The organism is Acinetobacter sp. KAM396, assembly GCF_021602765.1.
GTDB lineage: Bacteria > Pseudomonadota > Gammaproteobacteria > Pseudomonadales > Moraxellaceae > Acinetobacter > Acinetobacter towneri_A.
Window position 1 is genome coordinate 19,118 of record NZ_BPPH01000004.1, and the last position, 14,613, is coordinate 33,730.

The following is a 14,613-nucleotide window of genomic DNA, read 5'->3' on the forward strand; positions in this document are numbered from 1 at the left end:
CGTAAATTTAAACTGATTTTAGACATAGGATTATTCTAAACGGTAAAGAGACGGCAGATTATAAAAAACCATCAAAGGAAGTGAATTATGCGTTACGTAGATCCCAATCAACCCGGTTCAAAAGTTCAATTTAAAGCACAATACGAAAACTTTATTGGTGGCGAGTGGGTCGCCCCTGTAAAAGGCGAATACTTTGAAAATATCTCTCCTGTAGATGGCAAAGTATTTACCAAAGTCCCACGCTCATCGGCAGAAGACATTGAACTGGCTTTAGATGCAGCCCATAAAGCCAAAGCACAATGGAACAGCTCATCTCCAACCACACGCTCCAACATTCTGCTTAAAATTGCAGATCGTTTAGAACAAAATCTAGAATTATTGGCAGTGGCAGAAACATGGGATAATGGTAAGCCTGTTCGGGAAACATTGGCTGCCGACATTCCATTGGCGATTGACCATTTCCGTTATTTTGCAGGCTGTATTCGTGCCCAAGAAGGCGGAATTTCTGAAATTGATGAAGATACCATTGCCTATCACTTTCATGAGCCGTTGGGCGTTGTGGGGCAAATTATTCCATGGAACTTCCCAATTTTAATGGCAACATGGAAACTTGCACCTGCTTTGGCTGCGGGTAACTGTATTGTACTTAAACCTGCAGAACAAACCCCTGCCAGCATTTTAGTTTTGGTCGAACTCATTCAAGATTTATTGCCTGCAGGCGTACTAAACGTAGTCAATGGTTACGGCGTAGAAGTTGGTCGCCCATTGGCAACCAATCCACGTATTGCCAAAATTGCATTCACAGGTTCGACTCAGGTCGGTCAATTGATCATGCAATACGCCACTGAAAACATCATTCCAGTGACTTTGGAGCTTGGTGGTAAATCTCCAAATCTTTTCTTTGAAGATGTTATGGCGCAAGATGATGACTACCTAGACAAAGCACTCGAAGGCTTTGCTATGTTCGCGCTGAATCAGGGTGAAATTTGTACTTGTCCATCGCGTGCGCTCGTGCAGGAAAGTATTGCTGACCGTTTCCTTGAAAAAGCCATTGAACGTGTTAAACGTATTAAAACAGGTCACCCGCTTGATACTGAAACCATGATTGGTGCGCAGGCGTCACAAGAACAACAAGATAAAATCTTGGGTTGTATTGCGACAGGTCGTGCCGAAGGTGCGCAAGTCTTAACGGGTGGCGGTGAACGTCATGAAGTTGGCAGTGGTTTCTATATTGAGCCGACAATTTTCAAAGGCACCAATGACATGAAAATTTTCCAAGAAGAAATTTTCGGCCCAGTGCTTTCTGTGACTACATTTAAAGACTTTGATGAAGCCATTAAAATTGCCAATGACACCATTTACGGTTTAGGTGCAGGTGTTTGGTCACGTTCTGCGCACACTTCTTACCGTGCAGGTCGTGCTATTCAATCTGGTCGCGTTTGGACGAACTGTTACCACATCTACCCTGCGCATGCCGCTTTCGGTGGTTATAAAAAATCAGGTATTGGCCGTGAAAACCACAAGATGATGTTAGAACATTATCAACAAACCAAAAACTTGTTGGTGAGCTACTCAACTAAACCTGCTGGCTTCTTCTAAAGACTTGTCTTTAGGATTCCAACAGCGTTGAAGTTACTGTTTCAAGCTGCGCCCGATGTATTTGCATCGGGCGTTTTTATTGCGACATAAAATGCTATGACTTTCGCAGCACGCTCTTTCAGCGAGGTATAAACCGGAAGATCAAATTAAAAATCTATCCTTTATTAAAGTATTACACTTTAGTTCAGGATTATTTCACGTTACATTAAATCTCCCTTTCAGCCTAAAGTATCTGCCATGTTCGATTTACCCGACACTGTCTATGCCATTCAACATCTTGCATTTGAAGACCTCGGCGCGTGGGAAGATGTCCTGTATGAACAAGGTTTACGGGTACGGTATTTTGAAGCTGGTGTGGAAAATCTAGAAAAGGCGTTTGCACATGAAGGATTAGTGATTATTTTAGGTGGCCCAATTGGCGTTTATGAAATCACAGACTATCCTTTCTTACAACAAGAAATAGACTTACTAAAAGTACGTTTAGAAAAGAAGTTACCCACTATTGGTATTTGTTTGGGTGCACAGCTCATTGCTCATGCCTTGGGTGCCAAAGTCTATGCCGGCCATACCAAAGAAATTGGCTGGAGTACGCTCAGTCTGGCAGATGCCGTCCATCATCCACTGGCGGCATTAGCCAACACACCGGTTTTACATTGGCATGGTGATACTTTTGATTTACCAGTACAGGCTGAATTACTGGCCAGCTCCGACCTGTATCCGAATCAGGCCTTTCGGGTCGGACCACATATTCTGGCATTACAATTTCACGCTGAAGTTGCTGCAGACAGTTTAGAAAAATGGCTGATTGGCCATACCTGTGAATTACGTCAGGCCCAGATTGATATTCCCACCTTACGCGCCAATCATCAGCTATACGCGCCGCAACTGCAACAGGTCAGCGCGACGGTTCTGAGCCAGTTTCTAGCCGGCTTAAAATCTCAAAGCTGACCGGAAGCTTTAGATTGCCCTTACATTTATCATCGTCATAAAAAAAGCACCCTGAAGCGGGTGCTTTTTTAGCTGTTCTTGCGATTATTTTTTCGCAGCAACAGAAGCTTCAGTCGTGATGTTTACAGTAATTTTATCACCTACATTAGGTACAAAACCAGCGATACCAAATGCTGAACGGTCAAATGACGTGGTAGCATTAAAACCAACCGTTGCCGCTTTGGTCATTGGATGTGGACCTTGTTTGTTCAGTACCGCATCCAGAACTACAGGTTTCGTTACACCTTTCACGGTTAAATCACCTGTGATTTTAAAGTTCTTTTTGTCCTGAGTTTCAACTTTGGTACTTTTAAAAGTAATGGTTGGATATTTTGCTGCATCAAACCAATCTGCTGCCATTAAGTGCTCATCTAAAGCTTTTACGTTGGTGTTGATGCTGCTTAATGGAATCGTGACATTCACAGATGAGTTCGCTGGTTTTTTCTCATCAATGTTGATGGTACCTTGAATGTTTGAGAAGTTACCTGCTGGCGTAGAAAAACCAAAATGATCCCAAGTAAATACAGTAGCCGTATGCGTTGGGTCAATTTGATAAGCCACTGGTTTAGCCATTGTCATGGTTGCTGCAGATGCGATAGCCAAACCTAAAGCAAGTGATTTCATGTTCATATTGTTCATCTCTAATAGTGTTGATAAGTTTCAATGAGGTTTAGTTTATAGATTTTTGCTGCAAATACAGGATTAAAGATAAAACGATATGTTGCATGACTGAAACGATAAATTTGTAAAAATATGCGTGTGTATTTTATATCGAATTTAGAAGGCAATGATATTGAATAAAAAAGCTTTACCCTACGCATAGAATAAAGCTATTTTGGATGATACATCCACTAATGTCTCGAATGCATCGCAATAGATTAAAGTTTCTCAATCAAAATGCGGTCAACCTGCTTTAAACCTGATTGCTTTTCATGGTTCTTACGGCGAATTTTGATTTGCTGATCTTCAGCTAAATCCTGTAATAACAACTCTACTGCCACCATAGCTTCAAGTGGTAAGTCTTGTCCAATCCACTTTTGCTCACCCGCATCCATTAAAGTGACTTCATCATTAATTTGCTCGTACAAACTCATTTATCTTCTCACTCAATTACACAGAGGTTTATTCACAAACCTGACTTACACTGACAAAATTTGTTGGATCATCGGATTGACCACCCAACAAATTTGCAAAATAAAAGACGTCCCTTTGCAGGAACGCCTTTAGAAACACTTAAATTAAAAAATTAAGCTGTTAATTCTTTTACTGCAGCAACAACCGCTTCAGTGGTAATGCCAAAGTACTGATACAAGTCTTTTGCAGGTGCGGATTCACCATAAGTTGTCATACCAATCACTTTACCGTCTAAGCCGACAAACTTCCACCAGTAGTCTACATGCGCTGCTTCAACTGCAACACGTGCACGAATATGTGATGGTAATACCGCTTCACGATATGCTGCATCTTGCTTCACAAATTCTTCTGCACACGGCATAGACACGACACGTACACCTTCAAGCTGTGCGTATGCTTCCATTGCCAAGCCCACTTCTGAACCTGTTGCAATAATAATGGCTTTCAATTCACCTTTTTCTTCAGCCAAGACATAACCACCTTTCGCCACGTTCTCAATTTGAGCTTGAGTTCGGGTTTGGAATGGCAAGTTTTGACGTGAGAAAATTAATGCCGTTGGGCCTTCTGAACGCATTAAAGCAGATTTCCAGGAAATAGCCGCTTCAACGGTGTCTGCAGGACGCCATGTATTTAAGTTTGGCGTAGTTCGTAAAGATGCAATTTGCTCAATCGGTTGATGTGTTGGACCATCTTCACCCAAACCAATCGAATCGTGAGTATACACATGAATAACACGTTGCTTCATTAATGCAGACATACGCACAGCATTACGCGCATACTCCATAAACATTAAGAATGTTGCTACGTAAGGAATAAAACCACCGTGAAGTGCTATACCATTTGCAATAGCAGTCATACCAAACTCACGTACACCATAGTGCACATAGTTGCCTGCTGCATTGTCCTGAACGCCTTGGCAACCTTTCCAAAGAGTTAAGTTTGAACCTGCCAAGTCTGCAGAACCACCCAATAACTCAGGCAATAATGGACCAAATGCTTGCAACGTATTTTGGCTGGCTTTACGCGTTGCAATAGTTTCAGCTTTGGCATTGGTTTCAGCAATAAAAGCATCTGCCTGCGCAATAAATTCTGCTGGTAATTCACCACTTAAACGGCGTTTAAGTTCAGCAGCTTCAGTTGGATATTTTGCTGCATAAGCGTCAAAAGTTGTATTCCATGCCGCTTCTACTGCTGCACCTTTCGCTTTACCGTCCCAAGCAGCATATACATCTTCAGGAATAACAAACGCTTCATCTGTCCAGCCTAATGCTTGACGCGTCAAAGCAATTTCGTCATGGCCTAATGGGGCACCGTGACAGTCTTCTTTACCTTGTTTGTTTGGTGAACCTAAACCGATCACAGTTTTACAAATAATAAGGGTTGGTTTTTGTGTTTCAGCTTTTGCTTCGACTGTAGCAGCACGAATTGCATCGGCGTCGTGACCAGCAACTTTCAGGACTTGCCAACCGTAAGATAAGAAACGCTGTTCTGTATCGTCAGAGAACCAGCCTTCTACTTCACCGTCAATAGAAATGCCGTTATCATCATAATAAACAACCAGCTTGCCTAAACCTAAAGTACCTGCCAAAGAACATGCTTCGTGAGAAACACCTTCCATTAAGCAGCCATCACCCAAGAAACAATAAGTGAAATGATCTACAACTTGAATATCTTCTTTATTAAATTGTGCAGCCAATGTTTTTTCTGCTAAAGCAAAACCAACAGCATTGGCAATCCCCTGACCGAGTGGACCAGTGGTGGTTTCAATCCCTGGTGCATAACCCAATTCTGGGTGGCCAGGGGTTTTAGAATGTAACTGACGGAACGCTTTTAAATCTTCGATTGAAAGGTCATAACCTGTTAAATGCAACAACGCATATTGCAACATTGAACCATGACCATTAGACAATACAAAACGGTCACGGTTTGCCCATTGTGGATTGGCTGGGTTGTGATTCAAAAATTCACGCCACACCACATCAGCTATATCTGCCATCCCCATCGGTGCGCCTGGATGTCCTGAGTTTGCTTTTTGCACAGCATCCATAGCCAATACACGAATTGCGTTTGCAATACGACGTTCGTTAAGCGGGGTCGTCATAGGTCAGAGTCCACAAAAAATCGTTAAATAGAAGAAGATGAATAGAATTCAAAAACAGCCCCTATTCTCTCAAAAAAACGCCTGAGGGGTAAAGCCTATACAACAATATTTCCGCATTAATTCCCATTCAGGGTGTTTTTTATGCAAATAAAAAGCCGTTTTCGCATATACGGCAACAAGAGAATAGCTGATTGCCGTGTTAAGCTCTATTCTTGGCAAAATTCTAAATTATAGATATTTCAATATATGGACGCAGGATAGAATTGTGATATCACGATTGCAGCAACATCACATCAAATGCCAAGCAATAACCCAAAACACAACAGCGTTCTGTATAAATAATAGACAGATTTTAATTCATCTTGAATTTTATTCACTTTTCACATAATAAATTGAATTACAACCATCGCCCTAAATTTTAAAACGGCTTTTAAAAATGCAGCTTGATGCAGGTAAAATCACCTTAAAGCCTTTAAAAAATCAATCTAAAATATTGTTTTTAAAAATGATTCACTGTTTAAAAATAAAGTGCATCTCAGTTTAAAATGATGACAGCATGCTTTAGCCAACATGAATATTTTTGAGCTAAAATATAGTCTTACTGATACTTTATCTATTTTTTAGCTAAAGTTATGCGATAAAAAGTCATTGAATTGAAATAAATTCAGCCAATTTAGTCGTAATGCGCTAGTTCTAAAGTCTAACTCGATGTAACATATTGCGTCTTTTGAATTTAACTGTGATAGGACTTATGCGCGAGTACGCTGTATTTACCTCGGAATCTGTAAGCGAAGGCCATCCAGATAAAATGGCTGACCAAATCAGTGATGCCATTTTGGATGCAATCTTAAAAGAAGACCCTTATGCGCGGGTTGCTTGTGAAACGCTTGTAAAAACGGGTGCGGTTGTACTGGCAGGTGAAATCACAACAACTGCAAATGTCGATTTTGAAGCCGTTGTTCGTCAAACCGTAAATGGCATTGGTTACCATCATTCTGACTTAGGTTTTGATGGTTCAACTTGTGCGATCATTAACATGATTGGTAAACAATCACCTGAAATTGCACAAGGCGTAGACCGTCAAAAGCCTGAAGATCAAGGTGCGGGAGACCAAGGTTTGATGTTTGGTTATGCCAGCCGTGAAACTGATGTGTTAATGCCTGCCCCTATTTCTTATGCACACCGCTTAATGGAAAAGCAAGCTGAGTTACGTCGCAGTGGTGCATTGCCTTGGTTACGCCCAGATGCAAAAAGTCAGGTGACTTTTGCTTATGAAAACGGTGTGCCTGTACGTTTGGACGCGGTGGTGTTATCTACTCAGCACGATCCTGAAATTTCACAAATTCAGCTTAAAGAAGCTTTAATTGAAGAAATTGTGAAAAAAGTGATTCCTGCAGAAATGTTCCATGCAGACACCAAATTCCACATCAACCCAACAGGTAAGTTTGTGATTGGCGGCCCTGTAGGTGACTGCGGTCTAACAGGTCGTAAAATCATTGTCGATACTTACGGCGGTATGGCGCGTCATGGTGGCGGTGCATTCTCTGGTAAAGACCCATCTAAAGTTGACCGTTCTGCTGCTTATGCAGGGCGTTATGTTGCCAAAAATATTGTCGCAGCGGGTTTGGCAGACAAATGTGAAATTCAGGTGTCTTATGCTATTGGTGTGGCAGAGCCGACTTCAATTTCCATAAATACTTTCAATACTGCAAAAGTAGCAGATGAGTTAATTATTGCTTTGGTGCGTGAACACTTCGATTTACGCCCATACGGCATTACCAACATGCTGAACCTGTTACAGCCGATGTATAAACAAACTGCGGCTTATGGTCACTTTGGTCGTCAAGGTTCTGACACTGCATTTACATGGGAAAAAACCGACAAAGTTGAAGCCTTGAAAGCTTCTGCAGGCCTGTAATGTAAAACTTTTCAGATGTATTAAGCTCACTTCGGTGGGCTTTTTTATATCTAAAATTTAGCTGTCAAACCATAATATCCAATAATAGGTTTTGGTAAATCACTCATGAAATTTTAAAATGCCAATCTAAGATAATGATGTAGGAGCTTAACATGGCGGTTATTCTTCAACTAGATTCCCTTATGGAGGCTCATTTAGCGAGAGCATGAGCGTAGCGTGAAATTGCAGAAGGTATTAAGCTAGAAACTGGCATGCTTTGGAAAATTTGGACATTGAATAGTCAAGCTCTGGAAGCAAGCGCAATCTATCTATTGAATAATGTGGCTAATGCTGAACGCTATTTACAAATGCATCGCGCACGTTTAGAAAGTTGTGGCGTGAATAATAGACATGGCAAGATTTTTGAGGTGAATGCTTCCCTGTCTGCCATTAACCAAGTTGACTTTTAAATTCGCTCATTTTTTTTAAATTATTCATCTAGATTGAAGAATAAAAAAGTTAAGTCTGTTGAATGATGAATTGAAAAAGAAGTTCAATAAATTCTGAGCCATTTTAAGACTCAGAATTTATTGAATCGAGTATAGACTAAATAAGCGTTAAGTTAGATGCAGGACTTATTGCGTACGAATCACTTCAAGCACCGATTGTTGCACAGGCACTTCTTGATAATCTTGCAAATAAATATGCACCACTTTAAAGACAACGGCTGCCGCTAAACATGCCAAAATACACAATAACCAGATACTAGACGGGCTGCGAATATTGTGTGAACCACAAGTACCACATACTTTTTTTGATGATTCCACCGCCTGATTGCAACATGCGCAACGATACTGATGATATAGCATAGGTATTCTCCTACTTCACTGTAATTCTTGTTTTTATTGTTACACTATCTACCCTAATGCAGTGTAATTATAATTAAGCAACTGTGAATTGTAGCCTACATTTTTTAGATGATTTAGCCCACACAATTGTTTCTAAATTAGAATGTCAAAATTCTGTTCTTCACGCAAATCGTATTTTTGAATAATCAGTCACTTTATCCATCTAAAATAAGTATGCCATGCTAAAATTATGCATACTCGATTACTTGAAGTTTAGACTCAAGCTTGGCTTTCAACGCATATTTTTATCACGCGGAGTAAAATTAAAGTGATACAACTCATCAAAAAAGGCGGCTTGAGAGAACGTGCCAACCGTAGCCGTAAATACCAAGGTTCAGAAAATACAGAAGCAACTTTGCCATCAAACCGTATTTATCAACCCAATCATTTAGATAAAACTGAAAACGAGACTGCAACCGAAATACCGAATGAAAAATCATCAAATTTGGCTTTGGACGATATCAAAGCATCTGATTAATTGGCATCAAAACTTTTTTTAAAACATACGCAATGCATCTAACCACAACCACACAGCAAACAATAAAAATAATGCACCCGACACCATATCAATATAACTACCTGAATGCTGATATAACTTTTTCATTTTTGGTGTAGAAAGTAGCAACATAAATAGTGCAAATGTGACAAAGGTTTGGATTGGAATAATCACTGCCAATTGGGCTTTTAATGATGCACTTGCCGATGAACTCAGCGCCAAGGCGAATACACTACTAAAATAAATTAAGGTTTTCGGATTAGATAAATTGGTGAATAGACCCATTAAAAAGTAATTTTTTGCGGCTGGAATTTGTACTTGAGTATCATCAAACTGTTTGCGCTGCTGCCAACTCTGCCAACCACCCGACAACATGCCCCATCCCATTTTGGCAAGAAATAAACCGCCAATCAGCATTAAGACTTGCTGAATCCAAGGAAACTGCTGCACCAAAACCGTAAAACCCAATAGGGTCAGTACCACCCATATTACAATCCCAGATGAAATACCCGCAATAATCTGCAAGGTATTACGACGGGTATTGCTGGCTGCACTTTTGGCAATTAATAAAACATCGGGGCCTGGACTAAGCTGTGCCACAAAATGCAACGCACAAATGCTGAGTAACAAAGACATAAATACTTCAGGAGAATTGAAAGTCTGATTATACCTTGTGCAGCAAGAGAATAAATAAAGCTTTAAATAGCCTCTCAATATTTGAACATTCACCAAAAACATTCATGAAAGCAACCATAAAAAAACCGAATCAGCGCGATTCGGTTTTATCTCAAGCGTCATCCATATTATTTAGGTGGATTAACATCTTTCATTTCAATTTTTTTCGCCTCAGGGGTAATTTCGCGAGCCTCACCATCAATAATACTGGAATCACGGCCACCGCTCTGCTGATTTTGCATGTCTTGCACTTGGCGCATTAGATCTGCAAACGGGTTTTGACCTGCTCTACCCGTGCTATTCATATCGCCCATCATGCCACCCATCATTTGATCCATCATGGCTTGCTGACGTTTCATCATGGCTTTCATCATTGCCGCTTTAAAGGCATTTTGTACGGCAGGAATCATCACCAGCAATGCTAAAACATCGCTAATTAATCCTGGAATCATCAATAAAAAACCCGCAAAAATTTTAGGTAAATTATTGCTCAGCGCAGGATCGGCACTCATCTGCCCCATTTGCATTTGCTGCATTTGCGGCATCACGCCTGCAGAATATTTACGAATCAAGTTCAAACCAATGAAGAAAGCAGCGACAAACCAAAAGAACACGTACCACATGCTCCCCACTAGGTCGCCCACACCAATCCAGACGAAGACTTCAAGAACTAAGCCAATTAGAACAATAAGAAATAATTTCATGAAAATTAATCTAATCTCAATAAAATAAATAAAATGCAGTAATCAAGTGCTTCATCGGGATCAAGCTTTTTTGATTCGCTGTTGTTTCAATATGGGCATTATTGTATTTTTAAAGGTTATGTCTGTCATTAATATTTTCATCATTACCTAATAACAGAGTCAATACGTCTATATATTTGAACGATAAAGATAAAAATACGCGGCATATGCTAACAGTAACCTCAACGCAATAAAAACCGATGCTGCGATATAACTCCTTGGATTTTTGACTGATCGCAACGGTTCGTAAACAACAGCGCTGCATTACTTCGGCAGGCACTAATACCAACATGATGCCCAATTGCACTAAAATCAGGTCATCTAAATAGCCCAAAACAGGTATAAAATCTGGAATCAAATCAATGGGAGAAATGGCATAAGCAGCGACCAACAATGCCAAAAGCTTTACCTTGAAAGGTATTTCAGGATGACGTGCTGCAAAGCAAAACGCATAAACACCTCGTTTAATTTACTTCACACACTATTTAGACTATTGATCCGCTTCATGGCCGCTCTCATTTGCTACCATATATAAGATATACATCTCAAAACTTAAAATAAAATGAAGTCCAAAATTGAAAATGTGGCGAGGTAAACATTCTAATTATTTAAATGGCATCTTACTGACCGAATGTTTTGAAATTACTCCACACAAAAGAGATTTAAACTCCTATAATTCAACTTGATGTAATTTTTAAGGCTTGGCATGTCACTTATTATTGGAATCGACCCTGGTTCTCGTCTAACGGGCTACGGCATTATTGAACGTGATGGTGCTAAATTACGTTTTATAGATGCAGGAACCATTCGCACCGAAACCAGTGAAATGCCTGAGCGCTTAAAACGAATTTTTGCAGGGATTGAGCGGATTGTGAAATTTCACGGCCCGACTGAAGCTGCAGTTGAACAAGTGTTTATGGCGCAAAATCCAGACTCTGCCTTGAAATTAGGACAGGCTCGTGGTGCAGCGATTGCCGCTTTGGTGAATTTAGATTTACAAGTGGCTGAATATACCGCACGCCAAATTAAACAGTCTGTCGTGGGTTATGGTGCTGCCGATAAAGAACAAGTGCAAATGATGGTCATGAAATTATTAAATCTATCCATCAAACCGCAACAAGATGCTGCCGATGCTTTGGCTGCTGCAATTTGTCATGCTCACGCATCGGGTAGCATGACCAAGTTCGCTGTGCTCAATGCCCTGGGCGGTATGGCACGTGGACGTAGTCGCTCAAATTCCAGACGTCGCTAAATCAGTGTCGTCATCGCTTATATTTTACTGATTTACAACCTGATAAATCGCTTGGCTCATGTGCTGTGCCTGCAAACCGCGCATGCCCTGCTGTGCCAACATATCCCCTGCCAAGGCATGTAACATGACAATTTCATGTAATTGAATTTGATTGTGAAACTGGGCTTTTAAACTGGCGATCATACCTGCCAACACATCCCCCATACCACCTGTACCCATACCAGGATTGCCTGCAGTACAAATCCACAATGCGCTAGTTTGCGGTACTGTAGATGCTGCTTGCAAAGTCAAACTGCCAGAACCTTTTAACACCCATTCGCCTGCATAGCGTTGCTGCAATTGCTGAATCGCGGCAATACGGTCTGCTTCAATGGCTGCAACCGTAGTATTCAGCAAAGTCGCAGCTTCACCTGGATGAGGTGTGGCATAACTATTTAGTTTTAATTGGGCTGGCTGATGCAATGAATGCGCTTGCTTGGCCAAAACCCATAAGGCATCTGCATCGTAAACCACTTCTACCTCGGACTGATTGAGTACAGCAAACCAGTCTGCATAATGCTGTTCCGCCCAAGCATCTCGTCCTAGTCCCATCCCTAAACTCACGGCATCGACCTGTGAAATTAAATGTTGAATTTCTGCACCTGTCAGTGCATCTATATCCCGCAACATTAAATTTGGCGCACGGCTTAAAATCGCCACATGATGTTTAGCATGACAAACTACGGTCACTTTCCCTGCACCTGCGCTCGATGCGGCTTCTGCAGCCATCATTACAGCGCCCCCCATTTGTGCGTGCCCGCCCACAATCAACACATGCCCATAATTGCCCTTGTGTCCAAAAGCCTGCCGTGCGGGTAATTGAATCGTATGGGGTGTGAGTTTTGCCAAAGCTTTGAGTTCTGCATCGGCTGGAATCAAATCCAGCACATCGACCTGCCCCGTATATTCCTGTGCTTGCCCTGTAAATAGGCCTGCTTTCAAACCCAAAGCTGTAAAAGTGTAATCGGCTTTAATCGCGCATGGCAATGGCTGCCCCGTATTGGCATTTAAACCGCTTGGAATATCAACCGCAATTTTTAAGCCTGCTTGTTGATTCATTGTGTGAATAATCGACTGCCATTCATCATTTAAAGCACGATCTAAACCAATACCAAATAGTGCATCAATGTAGCAGTCATAGTTTTGTTGAAACGCAAAACCTTGAATTATATTAACTTGTTCTGCCTCAGCTTCTAAAAAAGCCTGATGTAAATCTGACGATGTACCGCGCGATATAGCATAAATATCGACTTGAAAACCTGCTTGTTTTAAATATTTTGCAGTTAAATAGCCATCACCCGCGTTATTGCCTTGTCCACAACACACGGCAATTTTTTGTATTGTAGATGGCTGTGCTGCAAAAATTTTGCGAAGTTGTAAATGCAGTGTCCACGCCACTTGCTGCATTAAACCGTAAGAACTGTTTTGGCGAGCAAACCAGCGTTGCTCCCACGCTTGAATACTTTGGCTATGATAAACAGGGCTATGGTACACTTGCTGCGGCATTTTCTTCCCTTCTATTTTGTTATGGCAAAATCCACCACTTCAGCACAAATTTCTCTGTATCAAGACGATCCAGTCGCCTTGAAAGCGTGGATTAAAGCGCAAGCTTTGGCGCTTGGTTTTGCTGATTGTGTCATTGCCAAACCAGATGCTCAAGCAGAATTAGCACGTTTTCAGGAATATTTAAAACGTGGTTATCATGGCGATATGAAGTTTCTAGAAGAAAATTTAGACAAGCGCGCCAATCCCACACTATTAGTCTCGAATACCAAAAGCATTATTTGTGTGCGCATGAATTATTTGGTGGAAACACCACGTCCACGACATATTCCCGATGCACCTAATTCTGCAATTATAGCCCGTTATGCACGTGGACGCGATTATCACAAAGTCATGCGCGGACGCCTCAAAACCCTTGTGACACGTATTCGTGAAAAAGTGGGCGAGTTTGAATCACGCCCTTTTGCCGACTCAGCCCCAATTTTTGAAAAGTCGCTTGCAGAAAGTGCAGGCATGGGTTGGACAGGCAAACACACCTTACTAATTCATAAAAAATCTGGATCTTTTTTTGTATTGGGTGAGTTGTTTACTTCACTAGATTTACCTTTTGATGCACCTGCAACTTCGCATTGCGGTTCTTGCACAGCCTGCATCGACATTTGCCCAACACAGGCCATTGTTGAACCTTATATGTTGGATGCGCGCAAATGTATCGCTTATTTAACCATTGAATATCAAGGTGTGATTCCTGAAGAATTACGCCGTGGCATTGGTAATCGTGTGTTTGGTTGTGATGATTGCCAACTGATTTGCCCGTGGAATAGCTTTGCCCAAGTCACCACGGTGGATGATTTTCATCCTCGACATGCCTTAGATCAGGTCAGCTTGCTAGATTTATGGCAATGGGATGAAAGTACGTTTTTAGCCAAAACTGAAGGTAGTCCATTGCGTCGCACAGGCTATCAAAGTTTTATGCGTAATATTGCCATCGGGCTTGGAAATGCCCCTTTTTCAGCACAGATTTTGCAAACTTTGCAGCAAACGCGAGCACAGCATGATGAGATTGTGCAAATCCATATGGATTGGGCCATTCAGGAACAATTGCTTAAACAGCCCAAAATTTAAACAAAAATAACAACCAAAATAGTGCGATATTTTGAGTGCAGCTTTCTTGCCAATTTATGCAATTAACTAAATTTTAGCAACCAATTCATAGCAAAATAATAATCCATAAAAATAAATTTTGCAGCGAAATATCAGAAAAATTGCTTAAGTTTGC

14 protein-coding genes and 1 pseudogene are annotated in these 14,613 nt (G+C 41.1%); 7 read left to right on the plus strand and 8 right to left on the minus strand.

The window, feature by feature from the left end:
- Positions 1 to 87: 87 nt before the first annotated feature.
- Positions 88 to 1,599 (plus strand): aldehyde dehydrogenase family protein, encoded by a 1,512-nt coding sequence (locus tag L6C30_RS03665; RefSeq protein ID WP_045795779.1) that lies wholly within the window; start codon positions 88 to 90, stop codon positions 1,597 to 1,599.
- Between the two features lie 237 nt (positions 1,600 to 1,836).
- The gene (locus L6C30_RS03670; protein WP_019837399.1) at positions 1,837 to 2,547 is read left to right on the plus strand and encodes a glutamine amidotransferase; all 711 of its coding nucleotides are present in this window, start codon (positions 1,837 to 1,839) and stop codon (positions 2,545 to 2,547) included.
- Positions 2,548 to 2,631: 84 nt separating this feature from the next.
- Here L6C30_RS03670 and L6C30_RS03675 read toward each other — a convergent pair whose 3' ends face one another.
- The 3 genes from L6C30_RS03675 to tkt form a co-directional block, all read right to left on the minus strand.
- Positions 2,632 to 3,216 (minus strand): YceI family protein, encoded by a 585-nt coding sequence (locus tag L6C30_RS03675; protein WP_236162453.1) that lies wholly within the window; start codon positions 3,214 to 3,216, stop codon positions 2,632 to 2,634.
- A gap of 248 nt (positions 3,217 to 3,464) precedes the next feature.
- Entirely contained in the window at positions 3,465 to 3,680 is a 216-nt protein-coding gene (locus tag L6C30_RS03680) for a hypothetical protein (protein WP_004976879.1), read from the minus strand.
- Positions 3,681 to 3,832: 152 nt separating this feature from the next.
- Positions 3,833 to 5,821 carry a transketolase gene (gene tkt / locus L6C30_RS03685; RefSeq protein WP_236162452.1) on the minus strand — a complete coding sequence of 663 codons (1,989 nt, stop codon included), beginning with the start codon at positions 5,819 to 5,821 and terminating at the stop codon, positions 3,833 to 3,835.
- Between the two features lie 751 nt (positions 5,822 to 6,572).
- Between tkt and metK the strand changes: the two genes are divergently transcribed.
- Both metK and L6C30_RS03695 read left to right on the plus strand, forming a co-directional pair.
- Complete coding sequence (gene metK / locus L6C30_RS03690) at positions 6,573 to 7,739, plus strand: methionine adenosyltransferase (RefSeq protein ID WP_236162451.1); 1,167 nt, start codon at positions 6,573 to 6,575, stop codon at positions 7,737 to 7,739.
- A gap of 221 nt (positions 7,740 to 7,960) precedes the next feature.
- The gene (locus L6C30_RS03695) at positions 7,961 to 8,188 is read left to right on the plus strand and encodes a YdhR family protein (protein WP_268920005.1); all 228 of its coding nucleotides are present in this window, start codon (positions 7,961 to 7,963) and stop codon (positions 8,186 to 8,188) included.
- 165 nt (positions 8,189 to 8,353) lie between these two features.
- Here the strand turns inward: L6C30_RS03695 and L6C30_RS03700 are convergent, their stop codons facing one another.
- Positions 8,354 to 8,587: a hypothetical protein gene (locus L6C30_RS03700; protein ID WP_236162449.1), complete on the minus strand. Its 234-nt coding sequence runs from the start codon at positions 8,585 to 8,587 to the stop codon at positions 8,354 to 8,356.
- Positions 8,588 to 8,894: 307 nt separating this feature from the next.
- On the opposite strand from L6C30_RS03700, the gene L6C30_RS03705 reads away from it, so the two are divergent.
- A complete protein-coding gene (locus L6C30_RS03705) occupies positions 8,895 to 9,104 on the plus strand; it encodes a hypothetical protein (protein WP_236162448.1) in 210 nt (69 codons plus the stop codon).
- Positions 9,105 to 9,122: 18 nt separating this feature from the next.
- Here the strand turns inward: L6C30_RS03705 and L6C30_RS03710 are convergent, their stop codons facing one another.
- The 3 genes and pseudogenes from L6C30_RS03710 to L6C30_RS03720 form a co-directional block, all read right to left on the minus strand.
- Positions 9,123 to 9,758 (minus strand): LysE family transporter, encoded by a 636-nt coding sequence (locus L6C30_RS03710; protein WP_236162447.1) that lies wholly within the window; start codon positions 9,756 to 9,758, stop codon positions 9,123 to 9,125.
- A gap of 167 nt (positions 9,759 to 9,925) precedes the next feature.
- Positions 9,926 to 10,501, minus strand: a complete 576-nt coding sequence (locus L6C30_RS03715) for an FxsA family protein (RefSeq protein ID WP_070155210.1) — start codon at positions 10,499 to 10,501, stop codon at positions 9,926 to 9,928.
- Positions 10,502 to 10,669: 168 nt separating this feature from the next.
- Positions 10,670 to 11,009 (minus strand): annotated as a pseudogene (locus tag L6C30_RS03720) (YkvA family protein).
- 237 nt (positions 11,010 to 11,246) lie between these two features.
- Between L6C30_RS03720 and ruvC the strand changes: the two are divergent.
- Positions 11,247 to 11,792 carry a crossover junction endodeoxyribonuclease RuvC gene (ruvC, locus tag L6C30_RS03725; protein ID WP_019837390.1) on the plus strand — a complete coding sequence of 182 codons (546 nt, stop codon included), beginning with the start codon at positions 11,247 to 11,249 and terminating at the stop codon, positions 11,790 to 11,792.
- Between the two features lie 24 nt (positions 11,793 to 11,816).
- On the opposite strand, the gene L6C30_RS03730 is transcribed toward ruvC, so the two are convergent.
- Complete coding sequence (locus L6C30_RS03730; RefSeq protein ID WP_236162445.1) at positions 11,817 to 13,337, minus strand: NAD(P)H-hydrate dehydratase; 1,521 nt, start codon at positions 13,335 to 13,337, stop codon at positions 11,817 to 11,819.
- Positions 13,338 to 13,358: 21 nt separating this feature from the next.
- Here L6C30_RS03730 and queG point away from each other — a divergent pair, with 21 nt between their 5' ends.
- Entirely contained in the window at positions 13,359 to 14,459 is a 1,101-nt protein-coding gene (gene queG, locus L6C30_RS03735; protein WP_019837388.1) for a tRNA epoxyqueuosine(34) reductase QueG, read from the plus strand.
- Positions 14,460 to 14,613 lie beyond the last annotated feature (154 nt).